Annotated in this window: 20 protein-coding genes; 4 read left to right on the top strand and 16 right to left on the bottom strand. The window is 63.8% G+C overall.

Translation table 11 applies throughout. The features are described 5' to 3' along the window. Window positions 1–212: 212 nt before the first annotated feature. Window positions 213–794: a hypothetical protein gene (locus tag FHY02_RS13950; protein WP_183923164.1), complete on the top strand. Its 582-nt coding sequence runs from the start codon at window positions 213–215 to the stop codon at window positions 792–794. A 61-nt stretch (window positions 795–855) separates the two neighbouring features. Here FHY02_RS13950 and FHY02_RS13955 read toward each other — a convergent pair whose 3' ends face one another. From FHY02_RS13955 to FHY02_RS13970, 4 genes are all read right to left on the bottom strand, one after another. Continuing rightward, window positions 856–1,377 carry a hypothetical protein gene (locus FHY02_RS13955; protein WP_183923166.1) on the bottom strand — a complete coding sequence of 174 codons (522 nt, stop codon included), beginning with the start codon at window positions 1,375–1,377 and terminating at the stop codon, window positions 856–858. Further along, window positions 1,378–1,995 carry a hypothetical protein gene (locus FHY02_RS13960; RefSeq protein ID WP_183923168.1) on the bottom strand — a complete coding sequence of 206 codons (618 nt, stop codon included), beginning with the start codon at window positions 1,993–1,995 and terminating at the stop codon, window positions 1,378–1,380. Then, the gene (locus FHY02_RS13965) at window positions 1,985–2,251 is read right to left on the bottom strand and encodes a hypothetical protein (protein ID WP_183923170.1); all 267 of its coding nucleotides are present in this window, start codon (window positions 2,249–2,251) and stop codon (window positions 1,985–1,987) included. The genes FHY02_RS13960 and FHY02_RS13965 overlap by 11 nt, the downstream gene beginning before the upstream one ends. A gap of 170 nt (window positions 2,252–2,421) precedes the next feature. Next, the gene (locus FHY02_RS13970; RefSeq protein ID WP_183923172.1) at window positions 2,422–3,465 is read right to left on the bottom strand and encodes a hypothetical protein; all 1,044 of its coding nucleotides are present in this window, start codon (window positions 3,463–3,465) and stop codon (window positions 2,422–2,424) included. Between the two features lie 386 nt (window positions 3,466–3,851). Between FHY02_RS13970 and FHY02_RS13975 the strand changes: the two genes are divergently transcribed. After that, entirely contained in the window at window positions 3,852–4,760 is a 909-nt protein-coding gene (locus FHY02_RS13975) for a HEPN domain-containing protein (protein ID WP_183923174.1), read from the top strand. A 174-nt stretch (window positions 4,761–4,934) separates the two neighbouring features. Here FHY02_RS13975 and FHY02_RS13980 read toward each other — a convergent pair whose 3' ends face one another. The 4 genes from FHY02_RS13980 to FHY02_RS13995 all read right to left on the bottom strand — a co-directional run bounded on the left by FHY02_RS13980 (window position 4,935) and on the right by FHY02_RS13995 (window position 8,952). Next, window positions 4,935–5,921 carry an aldo/keto reductase gene (locus FHY02_RS13980; RefSeq protein ID WP_183923680.1) on the bottom strand — a complete coding sequence of 329 codons (987 nt, stop codon included), beginning with the start codon at window positions 5,919–5,921 and terminating at the stop codon, window positions 4,935–4,937. Between the two features lie 1,471 nt (window positions 5,922–7,392). Then, the gene (locus FHY02_RS13985) at window positions 7,393–7,839 is read right to left on the bottom strand and encodes a cupin domain-containing protein (RefSeq protein WP_183923176.1); all 447 of its coding nucleotides are present in this window, start codon (window positions 7,837–7,839) and stop codon (window positions 7,393–7,395) included. Window positions 7,840–7,960: 121 nt separating this feature from the next. After that, entirely contained in the window at window positions 7,961–8,599 is a 639-nt protein-coding gene (gene rclC, locus FHY02_RS13990; protein ID WP_183923178.1) for a reactive chlorine resistance membrane protein RclC, read from the bottom strand. 14 nt (window positions 8,600–8,613) lie between these two features. Then, window positions 8,614–8,952 (bottom strand): carboxymuconolactone decarboxylase family protein, encoded by a 339-nt coding sequence (locus tag FHY02_RS13995; protein WP_183923180.1) that lies wholly within the window; start codon window positions 8,950–8,952, stop codon window positions 8,614–8,616. A 109-nt stretch (window positions 8,953–9,061) separates the two neighbouring features. Here FHY02_RS13995 and FHY02_RS14000 point away from each other — a divergent pair, with 109 nt between their 5' ends. Both FHY02_RS14000 and FHY02_RS14005 read left to right on the top strand, forming a co-directional pair. After that, the gene (locus FHY02_RS14000; protein ID WP_183923182.1) at window positions 9,062–9,994 is read left to right on the top strand and encodes an AraC family transcriptional regulator; all 933 of its coding nucleotides are present in this window, start codon (window positions 9,062–9,064) and stop codon (window positions 9,992–9,994) included. Between the two features lie 129 nt (window positions 9,995–10,123). Further along, entirely contained in the window at window positions 10,124–10,483 is a 360-nt protein-coding gene (locus tag FHY02_RS14005; RefSeq protein ID WP_183923184.1) for a hypothetical protein, read from the top strand. A 251-nt stretch (window positions 10,484–10,734) separates the two neighbouring features. On the opposite strand, the gene FHY02_RS14010 is transcribed toward FHY02_RS14005, so the two are convergent. The 8 genes from FHY02_RS14010 to FHY02_RS14045 form a co-directional block, all read right to left on the bottom strand. Then, window positions 10,735–14,337: a hypothetical protein gene (locus FHY02_RS14010; RefSeq protein ID WP_221198655.1), complete on the bottom strand. Its 3,603-nt coding sequence runs from the start codon at window positions 14,335–14,337 to the stop codon at window positions 10,735–10,737. Window positions 14,338–14,705: 368 nt separating this feature from the next. Then, the gene (locus FHY02_RS14015; RefSeq protein ID WP_183923186.1) at window positions 14,706–16,748 is read right to left on the bottom strand and encodes a TonB-dependent receptor; all 2,043 of its coding nucleotides are present in this window, start codon (window positions 16,746–16,748) and stop codon (window positions 14,706–14,708) included. 51 nt (window positions 16,749–16,799) lie between these two features. Then, window positions 16,800–17,840, bottom strand: a complete 1,041-nt coding sequence (locus FHY02_RS14020; RefSeq protein WP_183923188.1) for a HoxN/HupN/NixA family nickel/cobalt transporter — start codon at window positions 17,838–17,840, stop codon at window positions 16,800–16,802. After that, window positions 17,837–18,229 carry a DUF302 domain-containing protein gene (locus FHY02_RS14025; RefSeq protein ID WP_183923190.1) on the bottom strand — a complete coding sequence of 131 codons (393 nt, stop codon included), beginning with the start codon at window positions 18,227–18,229 and terminating at the stop codon, window positions 17,837–17,839. Before FHY02_RS14025 ends, FHY02_RS14020 begins: the two co-directional genes overlap by 4 nt. Further along, window positions 18,226–18,933 (bottom strand): aquaporin, encoded by a 708-nt coding sequence (locus FHY02_RS14030; RefSeq protein WP_183923192.1) that lies wholly within the window; start codon window positions 18,931–18,933, stop codon window positions 18,226–18,228. Before FHY02_RS14030 ends, FHY02_RS14025 begins: the two co-directional genes overlap by 4 nt. Then, the gene (locus FHY02_RS14035; RefSeq protein ID WP_221198656.1) at window positions 18,933–19,268 is read right to left on the bottom strand and encodes an SH3-like domain-containing protein; all 336 of its coding nucleotides are present in this window, start codon (window positions 19,266–19,268) and stop codon (window positions 18,933–18,935) included. The genes FHY02_RS14030 and FHY02_RS14035 overlap by 1 nt, the downstream gene beginning before the upstream one ends. Further along, on the bottom strand, window positions 19,268–19,936 hold the full coding sequence (nthA, locus tag FHY02_RS14040; RefSeq protein WP_183923196.1) for a nitrile hydratase subunit alpha: 669 nt from the start codon (window positions 19,934–19,936) through the stop codon (window positions 19,268–19,270). Before nthA ends, FHY02_RS14035 begins: the two co-directional genes overlap by 1 nt. After that, on the bottom strand, window positions 19,936–20,265 hold the full coding sequence (locus FHY02_RS14045) for an SH3-like domain-containing protein (protein WP_183923198.1): 330 nt from the start codon (window positions 20,263–20,265) through the stop codon (window positions 19,936–19,938). Before FHY02_RS14045 ends, nthA begins: the two co-directional genes overlap by 1 nt. Window positions 20,266–20,461: the final 196 nt, after the last annotated feature.

Genomic DNA, 20,461 nt, shown 5'->3' on the forward strand with positions numbered 1-20,461 from the left:
GCGTATGACGCTGCTAAAGGGCAATCTTTAGGGCCTGACCTCCTCTTTACCCTGATCGCCCGATTGTTGCGTCTGGGTCCCAGGAACGCTTACCTTTCAATCCTTCGATTGCGTCGCGCTCGCATCTGCGCCAACCTGGCCTGCAGGGGGATGCGATGGACCTGGTGACCTGAATCTATCACGCGCTTGGTGGCGGCGCTGCCGCGCTCGCGGTGATCGTGGCTCTGATTGCCCTCGTCGGCGCGTTGGCTGGCGTCCTCACCTCCTACTTGGTGGCGGGTCGAACCGTCTACATCAACAGCATCACGGCTGAGCGTTCCAAGTGGATCGACAAGCTGCGGACGAACATCGCGGCTCATTCTGGTTTGCTGGCTGAGCTGAGCTTTACCCTCCACGGTCAGAAGGTGATCAAGAACGAGGGCAGCGGGATGGCATCGCTCGTCGTCAACGTGCTCACCAAGATCAACAACAGCGCGGCGATCATCCAGTTGCAGCTGAACCCATGGAATGAGATCGACAAGAACATTCTGAGCCTGATCGAGAGCATCGTGATCTGCGATGGAACCGACCACAACCTGGTGGACGAGGCAGATAAGCTGCTCATCGCGCACTCACAATGGCTGCTCAAAGCCGAGTGGGAGAAGGTCAAGTATGAGGCGCACGGTGCGTTCTATCGCTGGTGGCACAACAATGACGATGAAAAGCGACTGAAGGAATACCGCGCGTGGGTTGGAAAGGAGGGGTCGCTTACTGACGTGCTTGCCCGGTTCGCCAAGGAGAAGGCGCGCAAGTGAGCCTACCTAGCAGGTGAGGCCGTTCACCATTCTGATTGCATCTGATCGCAGGATGCAACTACTAACCCGTTGGCTGCGTCCCACCCACGTCTAAATAACCAGGGGCTGGGAGCACGCCGTCGTCCTTGACAATGTAGTTCACGCCGGCCGCTTCAAGCAGGACCTCAGCTACTCGCTTCCCGCCCTTCAGCGGCTTGTGCCGACGCAGGTGCGCTGACAACCCAAGTTCACCAGAAAGACGCAACACCTCTGACCTGGTGAGCCTCTTTACATCGCGGGCTCCGTTGGCCTCATAATACTGGTCGAGAGGGATGGGCCTCATGAAGTCGTTCGACTTGCTCAACATCGACGGCGCATAAACGTCGCCCCTTGCTTTCACCCAGGCATGTATGAGATCATTGCGGGAGCCGCTCGGGTTGGCGCGCAACTCTTCCTCTGCTCCCCCGGCGAACGTGCCGAGGCAGAGGTCGGCACCTGGTGCGCCCAGAACAAAGGCGGCCGCGCGATAGAAGCAGGTTCCGAAACCGTTACCCTCGAAGGCTACTGCACTGGACAGGTGTGGCATCACGGCCTTCTTGGGCATTTAGTCGTCCTCTGGATTCCAGTAGAGGGGAACGCCAAAGTGCTTCACATTGAACGTTCGACCAGTGCCCTTGTGCGGATGAGCTGAATTGAACTGTAGCTCATTCACCTCGACAATGTCGCCCGTGAGTACAGTTAGCTTGCCTAGGGCAGTCCGCCACTTGCTCATCAGATCGGACGGCTTTTCTTGCTCAAAGTAGATGAGGATCGCGCCATTGTCCTGCCCTGATATGCCGGTGGCGTATCGCGTCATCAGCTGACGGAAGCCCTTGAAGATCCAGGCTTTGCCGGTCCAGTTTTTAGCTTCACCGATCCACAAGAAGCCATCACGCATCTCGACGGAGATGTCGGTGTGCCCACCAATCTTTACATCGTGGTTGGCGGGGATGCCGTTCATGTTCAACATGGACACGAGGTCGGTGGTAAGGGCGTCCTCACTCTGGTCCTGCTTATACTTCCGGTTCTTGACAAGATTGCCGATGGCTAACGCGAGCGCGCGTTCCAGTTGCTTGAGGATTTCCTCATGCGTGTCGGCGCTCTGCATCCGCAGCTGAACGTCGTAGGCTGTGTTGTTGTAGGCGCGATTGAGCATGTCACGCAGCGTGGTCTCACCGTCCATTGGCAGCCACAAGCGCGTTCACGAACTCCTGGGAAGCCTTGTAGACAGGCTTCAACTGCTCTGTGAAATCCTCAATCTCTTCACCCGTGCGAGGATGGATGAACACCGCCTCGTCAACGGACTGCATCACCTCCGATGCTGAGACAGCAATCTCTCGATCCTCGCCCTCGTCGTAGAACACGAAATAGAGCGTCAATGGATTGTGTTTAATTGTGGTGAGTGAGGGCAGTAAGGGCAGACTGAAAAACGTCGTCATCGGGTCTGGTCTGTGCAAAATCAGCCAAGAGAATGTATGTAAGGCGCTGAAGTTGGTCCGGCCGCATAGCTGATAACCTATCCACCAGACTTTGGCAGACATGCAGAACCGGTTCGCGAATGTCGCGAGCGATGTTCTCTTTGATGTCCTGGAGAGCCATTAGGTCGCCATCACGATTCGTCGTCGTCTTCGTCGTCGGACGTCAGATGATCGAGGATGCGATCACGAACATGGTTATAATCCAGGAACCGCGCGCAATTACGCACGACCATCTCGCCGATGAACGGGTTCTGTTCAGCGGTATGTAACGAGTTACCCCGGATCGAAACCTCGGGTGCGGAGGAAGCGTCCTCGCCTAAGTCGACATGCCAAAGCACGCTGGTCCGATACACCTGGATCGGAGCATCAAGCGCGCCAATGCCGCCGAGGTGGTAAGCCTCCTCGCGACAGCATTGCTCGCCCCGCCGGGTCTTCTCCAGCTTTTGAGATGCGCCAGCCACCATGAAGCCTAGCTCGACCATCGCGCCATCGCCCTGCGCTTCGTAGAGCGACTGTATGACGGGGAACAAGTTAACATGACTGAGTTCCAGGTTGCTCCCAAGAAGGTCGTCGAATCGCCCACGAGCTTGGTTAAGGGCGATCATCCCGTGCCGCTGGTGCATCCCAAACGGATAATCCACGCGGACTTCGATATAGCGGCCGTCCTCGGGAATCCACAGCACGTCGAGGGCTTCGAGGCGCTGGTGGCGAACACCGATCAGCTCGTTGAATCCGGCAAGTTCACCGGCTGCTTCGTCGGTGAGTTCTGCGACAACGACCGTCTCGCGGGTTTGTAGGTAGCGCGTGGAGGCGAGCACGACCGCTACGCCCTCATTGTAATTGACCACTGCCGCGAGCACCGGTGCTGCGCCTTGGTGCCCGGCCAACTCTTCCTCGGTGAGCAAGATGGGGTATGCGCCACTGAACGGGTTCTCAGGCACATCCAGGGCCAGGGCAGTGGCCCGCAGAGCCGCGATCTCCTCTTCCTCAAGCTCAAATAGCTGAACCAGCTTCTCGCCGCACATGATGTGCTCTTCAAGGGCGTCCTGAAGCTCATCTTCTTTGTTGTCGTATTGGTCGTCACCGTCTGCGGCACGCGCAAGGGTGCGGTTCCAGCCGCGCGCCCGATTCAGCCCCTCCGATTTGAGGAGCCGCCGCGCCACCGCCCAGGGCACCCGTGCCCGCATACTTCGCATTACGTCGACGGTAGCCAAGACTCACCCTCTCACTGCATAGACAGTTCATCGCCCTACGCATTTGTTCTGGCAAGACTGACGCTTGGGGACTGGTAATCGCGACCCTACACCGGAGGAACACGCGAGCCTACCAGCCCCGTCGTATGGGCTCAGATGCGTGACACACTCCGCTGCTCTGCCCACGTCCTCGTGGCGGCTATCGCCACCTCCAAGGGTATGGGTCCACTCCCTCGGCGTCGCCAGCGTCAGTTTTGAGATCAATGATCACATCTGAACCGGAGCTCCGTCCAGGCTCGTTCTTAGCGCTCGCCGAGGATTTAGAATGCATCGACGCCGACGTCCAAGCGCCTGCTATAGGCCGCCTCATGACAGACGTTCCGACGGAAGGATCCGCCTTCGAGGCGATGATGCGCGAGATCGATGCGAAGCTGAAGGCGGAGGGGGTGGAGATACCGAGCCGACCCATCTCCGCCGTCCGGGAGGTCAGCATCCGGCACGGGAACACCCCAATCCCGCTCGGCAATGGGACCATCAAGATGCCGCCGGAGCTCGAGCGCCACCGCCCGCTCGCGGCGGCGATACGCAAATGGTACGACGACACCTACGGCGACCGGATCAAGGTCGACATGTCGGCCGGAAGAGTCGTCCTGCTGTTGGAGGGCGACCTCTACACACTGCAGATCCCCCGCTTCTTCGGCAGCGTCAACTTCATCGCTGCCCGAGAGTGGCTCCCGAATGTGGCGATCGGCCGTGGTCCTGCAACCTGCAATGTCGTGCAGCTTGTGGACGACATAACGCCGAGAATGACCAAGATCTTGTCGGACGAGGCGCTCCTGGCGATTTGGTCCGCGTTCGAGATCGGCTTGCCTGCCTGCTACACGCTCGAGAGCACGCAGAGCGAGCTGATGGCCATCGCACGCGGCGACATAAAAGTCGCGGTTTCGAACCTGATGGACCGAAGCGACCACTTCGGTGCCTCGAAGTGGGCATCGCTGCAATCAGCCGAGAAGGTTTTGAAGGCTGCGATTCTTCTGAGGGGCGGTCGCTTCAAGTTTGTGCACGAACTGCGGTCGCTATGCGATCAGCTTGCCGGGCTTGGCATCGTCTTCGACCACGCCCAGCTCATCGCCGACATCCAGTGCACGCCTAAGATCCGCTACGGCGAGGAGCCCTGCACGCGCGAACAGGCGCTGGCAGCACATCAAGCCTCGCTGGCACTGGTCAATCGGCTGCGGGACGCAGGCGCAGGCTTCGAGCTCGGACTGGGCGGGTGAAAGCTCCCGCGGCAGGCCAAGCATTTGGGGTAGGCGCTCGGTCATCCTAGGTCACCGCCGCTGATTGCTCGCATTAACGTGCGGCCGTTTCAGGTGGCCGCGCGACGGTGTTGAACGACCGACTATGGTGGGGGATTTCGCCACTTCGAGCTCGTCTCGAGCTTCCGCCGAGTCTTACCGATTCACGCTCGCCATGCCGGCAGCCGGGTAGCGCGTGCCAGCGGCTGCGCCGGCCGGCATGACCTCGTCGATGCGGGCGAGCTCGGACGGGCTCAGGATTACGTCGAGCGCACCCAGGTTGTTTTCTAGGTAGCGACGCCGCTTGGTGCCGGGGATCGGGACGATGTCCTCGCCCTGCGCCATGACCCATGCAAGCGCCAACTGTGCCGGCGTGCAGCCCTTCTCGGCTGCCATGCGCGCGATCTCGGCCACTAGGTCCAGGTTGCGGGCGAAGGCCTCGCCCTGGAAGCGCGGCGAGTTGCGGCGGTAGTCGTCGGCCGGCAGGTCGGCCTCGGACCTTAACTGGCCCGTGAGGAAGCCGCGTCCCAGCGGGCTGTACGGCACGAAGCCGACCCCCAGCTCGCGCACGGTCGGCAGAATCTCGTCCTCGGGGTCGCGGCTCCACAGCGAGTACTCGGTCTGAAGCGCGCTGATGGGATGGACGGCATGCGCCCGTTGGATGGTCGCGGGAGCCGCCTCGGACAGGCCCATATACTTCACCTTGCCCGCCTGCACGAGCTCGGCCATGGCGCCGACGGTCTCCTCGATCGGCACGTCGGGGTCGACGCGGTGCTGGTAGTACAGGTCGATGTAGTCGAGCTTGAGACGGCTGAGGCTCGCGTCGCAGGCCTGCCGGACGTACTCGGGACGGCCGTCGATCCCGCGGAAGCTGCCGTCCTCGCCGCGTACGTTCCCGAACTTGGTCGCCACGACGATCCACTCGCGACGGTCCCGTACCGCCCGTCCGACCAGCTCCTCGTTGGCACCGACCCCGTACATGTCGGCCGTGTCGAGGAAGGTGACGCCCAGGTCGATTGCGCGGTTGATCGTCGCGACCGACTCCGCCTCGTCGCGACCGGCGTAGAACTCGGACATGCCCATACAGCCGAGCCCGAGCGCGGACACTTGCAGGCCCTGGCTGCCGAGCCGTCGAGTGGGCATCGTCTTCATCGGCTGGTCGCTCCGGCACAACAGGATCGTCGCTCGCCGTCGACGAGCACCGACCGCAGAATGATCAAAGGAACGTTCCGTTGCGTCCGGCGTGGCGATTAGCAGGGCCTTGAGGAGGTGAGCCCTGCAGGTCCGAGAGCCGGCCCCCGGCAGAACCTGCTGGGCGCGCAGCTCTCGGGCGAGGTGCTGACGTGGTGCCACCCTGACGGGTCGCTGGAGCTTGCCCGCCGCGACGCGTCGGACGTGCGTCGCAGTTCCATGTTCCTCACGGTTCCCGCGAAGTCCGAGCCGCGCAGGTCCTACGACGCCGCCACGATCTGAGATCTTCGCCACCGTGGCGCGTCGATGTCGGGCCTGCGCAGGACGTCCGCCACGGAGACGCCGGGTCGCAGAAGCGAGCCGCCAGCGCCCGCCTGCCTCGCGCCTGCGCCCGCCTTCCCAGTCCCGCCGGGACACTCGTCACGGCCGGTCCGGGAGGGCACCGGCGATCTCGCCCGACACGTCGACCCGCGCGACGGCATCGCCGAAGATCCTGCGGATGGCCTCGACCCCTTGCGGGGAGCATGAGAAACCGGGAAGCGTCGTGGTGTTCTACAGCTTCCATGGCGCAACGCTGTGGTGTGATCGCCGAGCCTCGTGGACGAGCCCGGAGCGAGCTGGAGCAGGCTGGTCGCGCGCCCGCGCGGAGAGTCTCTCTCTCTTAATCTTAGAGTCTAGAGATAAGATAGAGATCCGCGCGCGCGGGCGCTCTCGCGCACGCGCATGCGTCCTCGAGGTGGCTGATGTCAATTATGGGTTTTTGGCGGTTTTCCGGCAATTTCCGAAAAGGGCGGACGAATCAGCGAAGCAAGAGGAAGGTAGGCGTATGCACACATGTGCATAAATCGGCCGATTATGCACATGTGTGCATGTCGAGTCGCGCGCCGGCGACGATGCACATGTGTGCATAATCGGGGCTCGGATGCACATGTGTGCAAACGGATCGGATGCACACATGTGCATAAATCGGCTGTTTATGCACATGTGTGCAAATCAGGGCGTATGCACATGTGTGCATATGGGTGCCGGCAAGGGCTCTGTCTCGGCCCCCCTCGGGTCAGAGCGCAAGCACTCGCCGGGCTGTCAGGCGGCCGACAAGGCGTTCAACGCGTCGCCGACCGGCAAACCTGGTCCGCGGGCAGCGCCGCGGCGCAGAAGGCGTTTTCGGCCCCGGCGGTACGTCACGTCCAGGTCGGCGCCCTGATCGGCTACCGCGGCGAGCCGTAGGTCCGGCATCGAGGGCCTCGGACGGTTGACCGCCAGAGGTGAACCTCATTTCGATGATCCTCAGCCGGCTGCGCCCTTGGACGCTGCAGACCCCACGTGGCGCGAAGGTGGCACCTGCGCTAGGAGCACTCGCGAGAACGAGTTCGGCGTCGACAACGCATGTCCTTGCCCGCGGGATCGCCGTGGTGCGAGCCGCTCAGTCCACGGGTGGGCCCACGAAGTCGATGCCGTGGCTTCTGCAGGCCGCCACCAGCGCCTCGATCTCTTCGTGGGTCGGCTCGACCTGAGGCGGCAGCCCGGCTCCGCCCGCCGGCCGTCCGACACTCCGCACCATCTCCTCGAAGCTGCCGTTGGTGATCGTCAGGAAGCGGGCCTCCTCGGAGACGACCCTGAACGAGTGGGGCAGTCCGGCCGGCACCGAGGCGGCCTCGCCGGCGCCCAGTTCCCTCAGCTCGTCACCGATGCTCATCCGGATCCGGCCTTGCAGCACGAAGAAGTTCTCGTCCTCGGCATCATGAACGTGAAGCGGAACGGCGAAGTCCTTCGCCATTGCGTGCTCGATCAGCGAGATGCCGCCGGCGCTGTCCCGCCGGCTCAGATGAATCGTAAGTCTGGCGGTCGTGAACCACAGGTCCTCGGTCATCGTCGTCTCCTTGATACAGCCAACTAGCGGTCGGGGGTCGGCTCGTGCCCTCTCGCCACGCGCCGACTTCGAGTGCCGCGATCCGCCGCCGTCCTGCAGGAGATCGGCGGCGATCGGTGGTTCATGCGGCCCGGCGCGAGACGGCAGCTGGCACAGGAGCGCGGAGCCGGTGGACCTCGGCGCTCCCCTCGGCCTGGAGCAGCGCCCTGGCGCTGTCCACCATGATCAGCCAGGCGCCCGCGAGCAGAGCCACGTCCTTGAGCACGAGCCGCCCTGCCCCTGACAGGTACGGGAAGCCGTACTGCGCATCGCCTATCGCCGGCACCCATGCTTCCGGCGTCGTGAAGAGAAACGAGAGCGTCACGAAGGGTGTCGCGAAGGCCAGCGCGGCGCCGACGATGCCCACTCTGCGGGACACCAGGCCGGCGAGCGTGAGGCCGCCGATCACCAGCTCGAGCGTGCCCAGGCCGGTGGAGAAGCCGTAGGTGTTGTTGGCCGTCTGCCAGGTCCGTTCGGCCGGCTTGAGCTCGCCCTCGTGGGTCATGTGCGCCTTGTACTCGGCCGGATGCTCGTAGAAGAACGACATGACCGGGCTGTTGGCGACGAACGGCGTGATGCTGTCGGCCTCGTACGGCACGAACTTCAGCGCGCCGATCCAGAGGAAGATGATCGCGACGGCGATCTTCATGGCCGCTACCCCGACCCGTCCGGATCGGGGAGACGCGACGGTCGAGAGGCCTGTGCGGATGATCGGGTTCATGGCGTCGGCCTCCTTCAGGCTGCCTTGAAGGCGTCGAGCGTGCGGGTCGAGAAGACCAGCGCGGCGCCTGCGTTGATGGAGGTCGCGACGCCGAGAGCCTCGGCGAGCTCCTCCTGCGTGACGCCGAGCTTCTTCGCCTCGGCGGCGTGGACGGTTATACAGCCGTCGCAGCGCAGCGAGATGGCGACCGAAAGCGCGATCAGCTCGCGGGTCTTCGCGTCCAGGTGCCCGGTCTTCGCGCCGGCGCCGCCGAGCGTTGCATAACCCTTGACCGTGTCTGGGCTCAGCTTCGCGATCTCTCCGACCCCGGCGACGACCTGACCGCGGTAGGCGTTCCAGTCCAGCATCGACATCGTCACATCCCTTCGTTCAGTTGATGGATGTGATCTGGTCCCGGATACGTCCCGTGAGGATGTCCGGGCGGCGCAGTCGCATGGCCCGCGGGATCACGAGGACCGGATCATGCGCAAGGATGTGTCGGAGCTGCTCAGGGCGATGGTACCGCTGCTGCGGGTACGGCCGGTCATCGAGGACTTCTGCCGCTTCGGCGGCAGCTGGTCGGCGGAGCACGGGCCATCGGGCGCGGGCTGGGCGCAGTTCCACATCGTCACTCGCGGCGCCTGCGTCCTGGAGCGGCCCGGTCTGGGCGAGATGACGCTCCAGGCAGGCGACGTCTTCCTGCTGCCGCACGGCGACAACCACGTGGTACGCAGCGCGACGAGAGGCGTGCTGCGCCCGATCACGGTCGACTACCGCAACGGCGTCCGAGACAAGTCAACCGAGGGCGCGCAGACCGACACGGAGCTCTTGTGCGGTCGGCTGGAGTTCGAGGGCGGCGAAGGCAACCCGCTCCTCGCGGTACTTCCGGACGAGATCGTGATCCGTACGGCCGGGGAGCCGCTGATGGATCGGTTTCGTCGCCTCCTCGCCGACATCCGCGACGAGCTCGACTCCGACCTGCCAGGATCGGAGGTGATCGCCGCCGACTTCGCGCGAGCGCTGTTCGTGATGATGCTTCGGGACCATCTGGGCGGGGAGCATGCCGGAGACGGCACGCTGTCGCTGCTGCGCGAGCGCGGCACAGCCCGTGTCGTGCTCGCGATCCTCCGCGACCTGGCGCGCGACTGGACCCTCGACGAGATGGCAGACGTGGCAGCCATGTCGCGGGCCACCCTGGTGCGCACCTTCAGGCGGCTCGGCGGCCAAGCTCCCATGACGTTCCTGTCGGACCTCAGGCTTGCCGTCGCGCGGCAGCGTCTCGCCGGCACCGGCGACCCGATCGCGCGGATCGCGGCCGACGTCGGCTATGGCTCCGAAGGAGCTCTGAGCAAGGCCGTGCTGCGCAGATATGGCGTAAGGCCGGGAGCGCTGCGGCTGGGTGATGCGTCGGGCTGAATCGCGTCACGCCAGCAGGTTGAGCCGCAGGATCATGACGCTGCGCCGCCGGATCATGGGGCTAACCACGGATCGTGCGCAGATGGCACTCGGCGGGCGCAGCTTGGCGACCGTGCGAGGAGGTTTACAATGCGCTGGATCACCATGTCGTCCGTCCTGGCCGCCGCGGCGATGGCGATGATATCGGGCACTCCCCTTGTCGCGGCTCCGACGGCATCCTCGTTCTACGACATCGAGCATGTCGTGGGAGAAGACGGTAGAGAGGATGCCGAACGCGCTCTCGTAGAGCGGATCGCAGGTCGGGGCGTCTTCATTGAACAGGCGAGGTCGGCGCTGGAGACCGCGGGAGCGTCGTTCGTCGGCTCCGACCGGAGCGGATCTCTCGAATTCGTCTATGTCCTTCCGGAGACCTCGGTGACGGTGACGCTCCAGATTTCGGGCAGGACTATCAGTTCGACGAAGGTCCGCAGGTCAACACTCGGCGGCTAGGCCTATGAAGCGCGGCGACCATCACGACCTCTATGACCATCGCCATATCACTCGACGAAGCGACAATCCAAAGCGGCCGCACGCACGATCTCGCGGGGCCGCAGGTGGGCCATCGCACAAAGGATAAGTGCTGCCGAAGTCGCCAGCCGGTTCCGACATCGTGACCGAACATGCTCGTGATCTCCTCGACCGAAAGCGGCCGAGCTGGCGAGGGCTTTCGCTAAGGTGACCGATCAGCTTCTTCTCGCACGCTACTTCCTGAACATGTAAAGACGTATCTCATCGTCGAAGATTCGCCCTCGCTTCCAGGAGGATATGAAGCCTCGGGCCTCTAGCCACGAAGCAAACTCCCGGTTGACCTCGCTGTTCGCGAGCTTCGGGGTAGCCCTACCCGGCTGGATGTCAGGCATCGGATTGGGGAGGGACTGCAGCACCTCCCGCACGTCGTCGTCGTCCAGGCGCTCCTGAAGCAGGTTGAACAGCGAGATCTGTACCTCAAGAGGACGGGAGCTCAGAACGACCGCGATTGCTGCATCAGCATCCAGCTCCTCGATCGCGATGCCGGTGCGAGCAAGCAGATGACCGACCAGGGCTGCTCGCGGAGCGTTGCTCGACAGCAGGCTCATGTCCATCTGACGAAGGACCTGCAGCCGCTTTTCGTCGCCGATGTCCGCCTGCAGCAATTGCTCCCGCAGATCGTCGCCTACCTTCGATCCGCTCTCCATTACCAAAAACTCGTCGATGTTGTTGGTCACGAAGGCGGCACTTAGAGCAACATCTCCTACAATCTGGGCAAGAGCCTCGGCGGAGAAGATGATTCGGTCGAGGTCGACCATCGCCTTCAGCTTGCTAGCGCCTAGATTCTCTGGAAACGCGTGGAAGCGGGTAGGCAGCATCTTGAGATAGGCGATGTACGCTCCTTCACTCAAGGCATCATTGCCGATGATGAACTGACGCAAGGGGAAGGCCTTGTCTCCCCTTGGCATAGTCGTGCGCCCGAGGACCTCGACCGTCAGCGGCAGATTGAGAAAATCGGTCAGGGCGTCGGGCTCGTATGTCTCCTGATCCATGAAGAAGAGGCAATTGTCCCAGGTCGGCTCGATCTTGGCGAGCCGGAAGAGCGCAGCGTGGAAGTCGGTCGGAATCCCCTCCAGCGTCGGCAACAACGTCCTCTGCCTGTCGAGGAATCGAAGCACGCTATCTTGCTCGACGTCGGACCGCAGCAGGACGTGCCGGATCGTTGCCACGCTCTCGTTACGGTTGTCCGGCAGGCGCAGCAGGACGTTGTCCAGATACTCGGCGAACTGAGCGCCGATCTTGGCGAGTAGGGGAGCGCTGCTCGTCTCCAGCATTAGCGTATAGTTCTGTTCGCGCGATCGCCCGTCGTCTGCGATGCCGAGCACGGCTCGGCAGATGAACTCCAGGTTCCTGATGGAAAGCTCATATAGTCCTTCGTCGAAGAGCGCTCGGACGAAGCCGGGGTGCGACTCGATGGCGGGAAGATCGGCGACCTCAAGGTCGAGCGACTGCAGGCGCTCAGGAGCAAGATCGATCCCGAGCGCCAGGATGTCAGGCAGCCTCTGCGCGACGAACGCCAACAGTTTCGGTCGTCGCTCCGTCAGATCCTTCAGCTGCGAGACCGGCATATGGCTGAGTATGCGCGCGGCGTGGGTGAGGCTGGCGGAGCTGGCCAGGGCCGCGGCGGCAAATCCCGGCCAACTGGCCGCCAGCTGCGAAATCAGCTTCGATACGTCATGGCCACGAACGTAGTATTCCGAGAGAAACTTCTCCGCCTCTGCGAAATTCGTCCTGATGAATTCGAGCAGCCTTCCCGTCTGCGTCTCATAGGAACCCGGATCAGCCAGCAGACAGTCGACAATTTTGACGTTAAGCACATAGTTCCGGCCGAAATCCTCAGCGCGCATCTCGTCTACGACCTCCCTGGGGTTGTCGATCTGAAAGGCGGGGTTCGGATTTCTAAAGCCTCGTATGTGGATCAGGAACTTGTTGTCGCTTGGTGAGAGGCGCCCCGAATGGAACAGGGAGGTGTACTGGTAGTAGGTGTCGTCGAGGTAGCCCTCGAGCACGAGGAAGCGAGCCAGATCCGCATCGTCCCCGAAGGCCTCGAACAGGTGGTCGAGATCTTCCGAGCTCTGCCTGATGGCCTCGTTGAATTTCATCATCCGAACGCCAGCCAGCTCCGCGCGGAGTTCGGCCACGGCTACAGCGGTAGCGTCCTTGAACGAGACCGATCTGTTCTCGACCTCCTCCTCGCGCTGCGCGAGCGTCCTCCCAGTGCGCAATCTAGTCTGCAGGGTGGAGAGCGAGACCCGGCCATATCCGTTCTGCCAAGGGCTGCTGATAAAGACGTGGCTCGAAGCGAGAAGCTGGCCTAACTTGTCGCTCTGCGCCAGCGTTTTGACGGGAACCATGTTACTCTGATCCACCCCGACGTGGGTGGAGCCGTCCGGGAGCTCCTCTACAAGCATCATCGCAAAGATGCTCCGCAGTTCGTAGAGATCCTGCGGAAGCTGTTTCTCACCGGCGTCGATAAAGTCTTCAAGACGGGCGATCTCGGCCGTGAGTCTCGCCTCCGTGGCTGAGATGTAGCGCTCGTGGCCGCGCAGGACCTCCGCCAGATCACCTTTTCCTCGATGGAGCTTCTCGAAGTCGCTCGGGAACACGTTCTTGTAGATCAGGATCGCCAGCAGCTTGGTCGCGTCCAGGTTGGTTTCGCCCTCTGGTTCAAGGTTTGCGACGTAGATCATGTATTCATTGAAGATGTTCTGGATCAGCCGCAGATCGCTCAGGTAGCGCGAAACCTCTCTCACGAACTGCTTGTCGAGCCTGTCGTCGATCGAAAGCCGCTTGCCCTGCTCCACTACCTTGTCAATCGAGTTGGAACGATTGATTATCGGAATGACAGGAATGATGAACTCGAAGAACTTGGTGCGATCGGTGCTCACGAATATATCATCGCGGAGGGCGTAGAGAAAACGAACTGTTCGCGTCACCCCGGCGTTGGCATTGATCAGACTATTAATCTCTCGCAAGGTCACAAAGATTTCCGGGTTCTCAAACCGGTCCAAATCCTCGATTACGACCAGATCATACTTTGTCGATTGGAAAAAGTATATGATCTCGTCCAGATGGCGGTTGAGGATCGACTCCTCGGTAGCGGCCTTCGGCGCGATCTCGATGTCTTTCAGCGAGACGCTCTTTAGGGAGATACCGAAACTCGCAACATAGATTCTGTGACAAACAAGCCACAGGAAGCTCCCACCAACGAGGAAGGCGAGCAGGTTAAGCCAATTCGCCAGCGCGATCGGCTTGAAGTACCTTCCGGATGCTACGTCGTCGTGATGCTGCATGAGGTGCCAGCAGGCAACAAGTCCGAGAAGTGTGAAAAGGGACGTGAGGGCAGCCCACCTACCGGGAGACTGGATCCGCTTAAATCTGGAGAGCGGCAGTCTGTTGGCGTCCGCGCCGTAGAGCATCTGCTGAAGGATGCTTCGCTCGATCTCCTGCCTGCTGACCTGACCGGCAGTCGCTCCGGCATCAGGAAGAAACGCGGCAAGGGATATCTGCAGGACAGGTCCATCGTACTTCTTCAAGAATGACATGATGATGCTGCTCTTGCCCGATCCATAAGGTCCGGTGAGAGCTATGTTCATGACGCGGGGATTGTCGGTCGCCTCGGTAAGGGCGCCCGAGTAGACACCTTCTGCGTCGGCCTGGTCGGTCGGAGCGAGGTCGACGAACCTGGTGCTGCCGCGTTCCTCCTCCGACCGCTTGATTAACCGATCCGCGGCCGACGAAAGCCAGCCTGCGAGCTTCGTCCGATAGTACGACAAGGCGTCTGGGCTCCATGTGCGAAGGAGGGAGCGATCGGATCGGAACGCGACGCTGCTTCTAGCCGGATAAGGGGATTGGGAGAAAGAGGGTCAACCCATAACGCGCTCATCTTCCTTGACCTTCTACCGCGCGCAAAATGCGGTGGACGCTCGGCACAGGAAAATTTCCGAGGGACTGGCCTTCGCTCGTCTGCGATCTCGAGTGTTTCGTCACCCCAGCACAACCGCGTTCGTTCAGGGGCGATCGGAGTGCTTCGCGTCGTCTCGCCGATCATCGAGCTCACTTCGCGGTCGAGATGCCCCGGTGACGAACCTATCGTCCATGTCACAGCGGGACCTGTTGCCCAGCTCGGCGCGAGTCGCTCTTCCTAGATCTCCAGCTTGACCCCGAAGCGCAGCGATCTCGGCTCGAGCACTCGGCTCATGCGACCCTGAACGGGACCGCCGGCGTCCAATGCCGGCAGGTAGGAGTCGTAGAGATAGGCGATGTCCTTGTCCCGGCTGTCGAGCAGGTTCAGCAGCTCGCCGTAGAGTTGCAGCTTACCGATCTTCCAAGACGCACGGGCATTGACGACGGTGCTGCCTCGGTCACGAACGCTGTTGTTCTCGATGAGCGGGTAGGGCCCGAGATGTCTTACCCGCAGGCTTCCTTCCCATGGGCCTGTCGTGAGCGACGCTCCCGCCGACGCCGCGTTCTCGAACGCGTTCGGTATCCGATCGCCGTTGTCGTACCGGGCGTGACTGGCCGTATAGGTCGCGTCGAGGGCCAGCCAGGAGGCGGGTCGCCAGAAGCCGACGAGCTCGTAGCCATGCCGCCGGCTCGCTCCTGTCGGCTCGACCGAGTTGGCGTCTCCGACGAAGCGAAGCTCGCTGTCCACATCGAGCCACCAGTAGGTCGCAGTCAGGCTGACGGTGCCTCTCTGCAGCCGTGTGCCGATCTCCCGGCCGTCTCCGCGCACCAGCAGCGGCACCTCAGCTTCGCGGCTGACCGCGCCGCGGACGTCGTTGGAGTGGAAGCCTCTCCCCCAGTTGGCGTAGAACTCGATCCAGGTCGCGGGCGCATAGGCGATCGACGCCTTCGGCGAGACCAGCAGGCTGTCGCCCTTCCCGGTGCCGAGCGAGGCGGCCTCCGCGTCACGCGCACGCACGGCGAAGCCATAGTAGTCGGCGCGCATGCCCCCGACGAGCCGCAAGCCTTGGACGGGACTCCAGCGGGCCTCGCCGAACAGCGACGCCGAGCTCTCCTGCAGGCGGTAGCGGCCGAGCGAGCCGAGCAGACGTCGCGACGACGTGCGGTACACGCCGACGTCGCCGACATGGTCATGTCGGCCCTCGCCGCCAAGCGTCAGTTCCAGCGCCGACGACACCTGCCAACGCCGTTCGCCTGTCGCCCCCAGGGTCCAGCGCCGATCGAACTGCTCGATCTGGGCGCTGGTGCCGTCCGGATCGGCGTACGTCGGGTTCGAGAACATGCGCCAGTCGTAGAACTGCCCGAAGACGTTCGCGCGCCAGCGCTCGCCGTCGATCGAGACGTTGCCCAAGAGACGGGTCGTCCGTCCGCGCGCGCTCGGGTCGGGGGAGCAGAAGACATCGGGGCAGACGGCGGAGCCGACAGCTCGCTCCGGGATCTGCTCCGTCGGCCGCCACGTGGCATGATAGGCATGCAGGGTCGCCGCCAGCTCGCCGGAGCCCAGGGGCCGGGCATACTTCGCGAAGCCGGCCAGATGACGGAGGCGCTCGGGCTGCTGCCACGGTCCGTCGTATGCCTTGCCCTCGCCCACCAGGGTAAGCGTGCCGCCGCCGACGCCGTCGAGAGTCCCGCCGGTCGCCAGGCGGCGCCAGCCGTACGACCCGAGTTCCGCCGATGCCCACGGCCGGTCGTAGGATGCGATCGTCGTGAAGTACGCCGCGCCGGCAAGGGCGAAGTCGCCACCGTCGGCGCGGTACGGCCCCTTCCGGAAGTCCTCGCCCGCCACGATCTCGGGGATGAGACCGTTCAGATCCAGGTATCCCTGCCCATGGCCATGGCTACGCAGGTTCATCTGCACGCCGTCGACGTAGGCGGTGAAGTCCGACCCGTGGTCCAGATTGAAGCCGCGGAGGAAGTACTGGTTGGCCTTGCCGCTGCCGGAGTGCTGCGCGGCGATCATGCCGGGGACGGCTTCCACCAGCTCGGCGACGCGCAGGAGCGGCCGGACCAGCAGGTCGGCGCCGCTCACGGTTCCCTCGCTCGCGGCTTCGGCGATACCGATCTTCGACTCCCCTCGGCCGAAGATCACGACTTCGTCGCCGCTCGTCGCCTCCGACCGAGCTGCCGAGTCGCTCGGCGCCTCGTGGCCCGGTTCCGCCGAGGCGTGGCTGCATGCCAGGGCAGCGACGCCGAGCGCTGCCAGTCGGGTGCCGTGACACATGCTACAGACCTTCCTGCCTGGTGACGAAACAGGTCGCCGGCGAGCGCGACATCATGCAGCCGCCGGGCGCCGCTCGATCCCGCGGAAGATGAGGTAGGACGCCCCCCAGGCGGCAGCGAAGACGCCGATGATGGCGAAGCCGAGCGCGTTGAAGTTCTCGTTCAGCACGACGGCACCTCGCGCGAGCGATCCCTCGAGTCCCATTCGCCGTGCCGCCAACGCGGCCAGCTCGACCCCGCCGATGAAGACGGCCACGGCGATCGACATCAGCGTGATGGTCATGTTGTAGTAGAGCTTGCGCAGCGGATCGACGAAGGCCCAGCGGTAGGCCCCAACCATCATGACCCCGTCCGTCGTGTCCAGCAGCGACATCCCGGCAGCGAACAGCACTGGGAAGACCAGAGCCGCCGAGAGCGGCACGCCCTGCCCGGCCTGCGTCGCGGAGAGACCGAACAGGGTCACCTCCGTGGCCGTGTCGAAGCCGAGGCCGAAGAGGAAGCCGAGCGGCGCCATGTGCCAGGACCGGCTGATGAGCCGGAACAGCGGGCCGAAGAGCCGCGAGAGAGGTCCGCGGCCCGCGAACATTAGGTCGAGCTCGCCGTCGTCGACCGGCTCGCCCGCACGCACGCGGCGGAGCGCACGCAGGATGGAGACGAGGATCGTCAGGTTCATGGCGGCGACCGCCAGCAGGAAGACGGCCGAAAGGCAGGTGCTGAAGGTGCCTCCGGCCTCGCGGAAGCGTTCGAACCGATCGACGTTGCTGGCCGCGGCGATGACGAGTGCCGTGACGAGCACGACCACCGCCGAGTGACCGATGGCGAACCAGAAGCCGACGGCGACCGGCTGCTGACGCTCCTGCACCAGCTTGCGGGTCACGTTGTCGATGGCCGCGATGTGGTCGGCATCGACGGCGTGGCGCAGGCCGAGACCGTAGACCAGCACGGCGATGCCTAGAAGTGCCGGGCGGTCGTGGAAGAGCGTCATGGCCCAGACCCATCCGCCGACGTTCAGAAGCGCCAGGATCAGGTAGATGAAGCCCAGGCTCCGGCGATAGCTGCGGTCCGCCGGCAGGAGCGCGAGAAGCGACGTCATGCTCCGGCCACCTCCGCGGCCAGGATGGCGAGCAGCTGCTGCATCGTGCCGATGACGGGCAGATCGATCTCGCCGTCGTGCCGCTCCACCAGCCATGCCGGATCGTTGTACGCCACCTTCGCCCCGTCCTGCTCCCACACCAGCAGCCTGAGAGGAAGATCGATGCCCAGGCTCGGGTATCCCTGCATGAGCAGCGTCCCCGCCCTCGGATTGCCGAAGACGAACAGCGTGCATGGCGCCATGCTGAGGCCCACGTCGGCAGCGGCCGCCTGATGATCGATCCGGGCTGCCGGCACGATGCCGCGGGCGGCAAGCGCTCGGTCCGCCCGCGCGAGCGCCTCGACGTAGGATCCCACGGCGGCGCGGACGACGAGTCCCGGCACGTTCATGCTTCGGCTCCGGTTCTTGGCATGAGGACGAGGACGAGAAGAAGCGCAAGGAGGGCACCACCGATCTCGCCCACCACGTAGGGCAGAGCGGAGCCGAGACCGAGTGAAAGCGGCCCCGCAGTGACGAGCGCACCCAGGACCACGGCGGGATTGGCGTATGACGTCGTCGGAAAGGCGATCACCGCGGCGATGAGCCATGCTCCCACCGCCAAGGGCCCCGTCGATGTCCGTCCGCTGCGAGCACACCCGAATACGACGAGCATCAGCCCCGCGCTGGCGACTAGCTCACCGGCCGTCCCGCCCCAGCCCAAGCCACCTGGCGCGGGTGGAGCGACATTCCAGAGCACTGCGGCCGCCCTCCCGCCGATTGCGCCCCCGGCCAGCTGCGCGGCGACGTACGCCGCTGCGCACGCTCCGCCGCGCTCCCGGGCGAGCCACTGCAGCACGGTGATGAGCGGATTGAAGTGTCCGCCCGAGACCGCACCGAAGGCGACGATGAGCGACACGAGCGCGCCTGCCAGAACGATGGCGACCACGGGCAGCAGGGCGCCTGGTGCGGCCGACAGCAGTCGCGAGGCGGCGATGCCGCCGCCGCTCGCGGCGAGCACCAGAAGCATGGTGCCGAGCGCCTCCACCCCGGCGCGCCTCGCGAGCGACAGCGCCGGATCGGCCTCGTGGAAGCAGGTGGTCTGGGCGGCGCGCATCAGTCGTGGCCCTGATCCGCGTATCTGGCGTCGACCTCGCCCATCTTCTCGGCCAGCTCCGTCGGCGTGAAGAAGCCCTTCGCGAAGGCGATGTTGGAGAAGGCCACGATCCAGCGCTCGTAGTAGGGCAGCTTGCCGATGAGCGCCTCGCCGAGCGCCTCGACGCCCTTGCGCTTCTCCTCGGTGTTGATCAGCTTCTTGAAGTCGAGCACGTCGGCGAGCGCATGGCAGCTCTTCTCCCATGGCTCGAGGACGTGCTCGGTCCGCATCACGGAACCGGCTTCGAACCCGCCGATGTCGTTGGGAAGTCGGCTGACGAAGTCCTGGGTCGCCATCACGCGGCCTCCTTGTCCAGTGTGACCGGTATGACCCCGATCATGGCGTCACGCGTGACGAGCGCGGCCAGCTGCTCCTCAGACCAGCCCTCCGTCCCTTCGGGACGAAGCGGCAGGACGAGGTAGCGGACGACCGCCGTGGAATCGCTCACGCGGACCTCGACGTCGTCGGGGATGATCGTGCCGAACTCCGCCAGCACCTTGCGCGGCTCGATCACCGCGCGAGCCCGGTACGGCTTGAGCTTGTACCAGTCGGGGGGAAGCCCGAGCACGGGTCGTGGGTAGCAGGAGCACAGGGTGCACACGATGAGGTTATGCACCTGCTCGGTGTTCTCGAGGACGATCAGCTGAGTGTCGTCGTAGAAGGTGATGCCGAGCTCCTCGCAGCCCCTGCGACCGTCGGCGAGAAGGCGCGCCTTGAATGCAGGATCGGTCCAGGCGTGTGCCACCACCGCCGCGCCTAGCGCGGGCGTACGGCTGTCGAGCACCTCGATCTGGTGCCTGATCTCGTTGGCCGTGATGTACCCCTTGTCGATCAGCAGCTCGCGGACCGCCATTTCCATGACGGCATAGTACCCAGGGCGTTCGTCGGAGGTGATGGCGGCGTGGTCGTCATGATCGTGCCCGTGAGCATGACCGTGATCGTGTGAGTGCGGGTCGTTGGTCATCACGCGCGCTCCAGCCATGTCTCGTAGACTTCGATGTGAAGCTCGTCGCGGGGCGAACCCTCGTACCTGCCCCACAGCGACGGCATGGGGATCGAGACGCGATAGAAGTGGCGCCGGCTTCCTGCGTTCCGACCGAACCCCTCCTCCTCGTTGTCCACGAGTGCGGGCTCGATCACGCGCTCGACCGTGGCCATGCTGCCGCGGAGGTACATGGGCACCCGATAGTGCCCGATCGGTGCGCGATCGGCGATACGAACACGCTCGCCGATGCCGAAGGTCGGCATCTCGTTCAGCGCGGGCAGTACCTGCTGCAGTATAGTAGCGGTCATGGGCCAGTTCCCCTGTATCAGCTGAAGCCAGGCTGCAGGACGGACGCATCGCAGACCATTCTACCGTGTCAGGCGGATCCCCATACCAAGGTCTGTAGGTTGGCAGCGCGGCTCGTATACGTCGCCGTAAGAGAGTAGCTCACCGACGTTGTTGGTATACGTCGATACCGACGTATGTCTTCGAGACCGCGGCTGC

Origin of the sequence: Sphingomonas sp. BK069 (assembly GCF_014193405.1) — a bacterium.
Lineage (GTDB): Bacteria > Pseudomonadota > Alphaproteobacteria > Sphingomonadales > Sphingomonadaceae > Sphingomonas.

What these genes read in the sequence shown, in the direction of transcription:
- FHY02_RS13975 (WP_183923174.1), top strand. Translation starts at nt 3,852, where the DNA reads ATGACAGACGTTCCGACGGAAGGATCCGCCTTCGAGGCGATGATGCGC.
- rclC (WP_183923178.1), bottom strand. Translation starts at nt 8,599, where the DNA reads ATGAACCCGATCATCCGCACAGGCCTCTCGACCGTCGCGTCTCCCCGA.
- FHY02_RS13960 (WP_183923168.1), bottom strand. Translation starts at nt 1,995, where the DNA reads ATGGACGGTGAGACCACGCTGCGTGACATGCTCAATCGCGCCTACAAC.
- FHY02_RS14045 (WP_183923198.1), bottom strand. Translation starts at nt 20,265, where the DNA reads ATGACCGCTACTATACTGCAGCAGGTACTGCCCGCGCTGAACGAGATG.
- FHY02_RS13955 (WP_183923166.1), bottom strand. Translation starts at nt 1,377, where the DNA reads ATGCCCAAGAAGGCCGTGATGCCACACCTGTCCAGTGCAGTAGCCTTC.
- FHY02_RS14020 (WP_183923188.1), bottom strand. Translation starts at nt 17,840, where the DNA reads ATGACGTCGCTTCTCGCGCTCCTGCCGGCGGACCGCAGCTATCGCCGG.
- FHY02_RS14015 (WP_183923186.1), bottom strand. Translation starts at nt 16,748, where the DNA reads ATGTGTCACGGCACCCGACTGGCAGCGCTCGGCGTCGCTGCCCTGGCA.
- FHY02_RS13965 (WP_183923170.1), bottom strand. Translation starts at nt 2,251, where the DNA reads ATGACGACGTTTTTCAGTCTGCCCTTACTGCCCTCACTCACCACAATT.
- FHY02_RS14000 (WP_183923182.1), top strand. Translation starts at nt 9,062, where the DNA reads ATGCGCAAGGATGTGTCGGAGCTGCTCAGGGCGATGGTACCGCTGCTG.
- nthA (WP_183923196.1), bottom strand. Translation starts at nt 19,936, where the DNA reads ATGACCAACGACCCGCACTCACACGATCACGGTCATGCTCACGGGCAC.
- FHY02_RS14025 (WP_183923190.1), bottom strand. Translation starts at nt 18,229, where the DNA reads ATGAACGTGCCGGGACTCGTCGTCCGCGCCGCCGTGGGATCCTACGTC.
- FHY02_RS13995 (WP_183923180.1), bottom strand. Translation starts at nt 8,952, where the DNA reads ATGTCGATGCTGGACTGGAACGCCTACCGCGGTCAGGTCGTCGCCGGG.
- FHY02_RS14005 (WP_183923184.1), top strand. Translation starts at nt 10,124, where the DNA reads ATGCGCTGGATCACCATGTCGTCCGTCCTGGCCGCCGCGGCGATGGCG.
- FHY02_RS13980 (WP_183923680.1), bottom strand. Translation starts at nt 5,921, where the DNA reads ATGCCCACTCGACGGCTCGGCAGCCAGGGCCTGCAAGTGTCCGCGCTC.
- FHY02_RS14035 (WP_221198656.1), bottom strand. Translation starts at nt 19,268, where the DNA reads ATGGCGACCCAGGACTTCGTCAGCCGACTTCCCAACGACATCGGCGGG.
- FHY02_RS13985 (WP_183923176.1), bottom strand. Translation starts at nt 7,839, where the DNA reads ATGACCGAGGACCTGTGGTTCACGACCGCCAGACTTACGATTCATCTG.
- FHY02_RS14030 (WP_183923192.1), bottom strand. Translation starts at nt 18,933, where the DNA reads ATGCGCGCCGCCCAGACCACCTGCTTCCACGAGGCCGATCCGGCGCTG.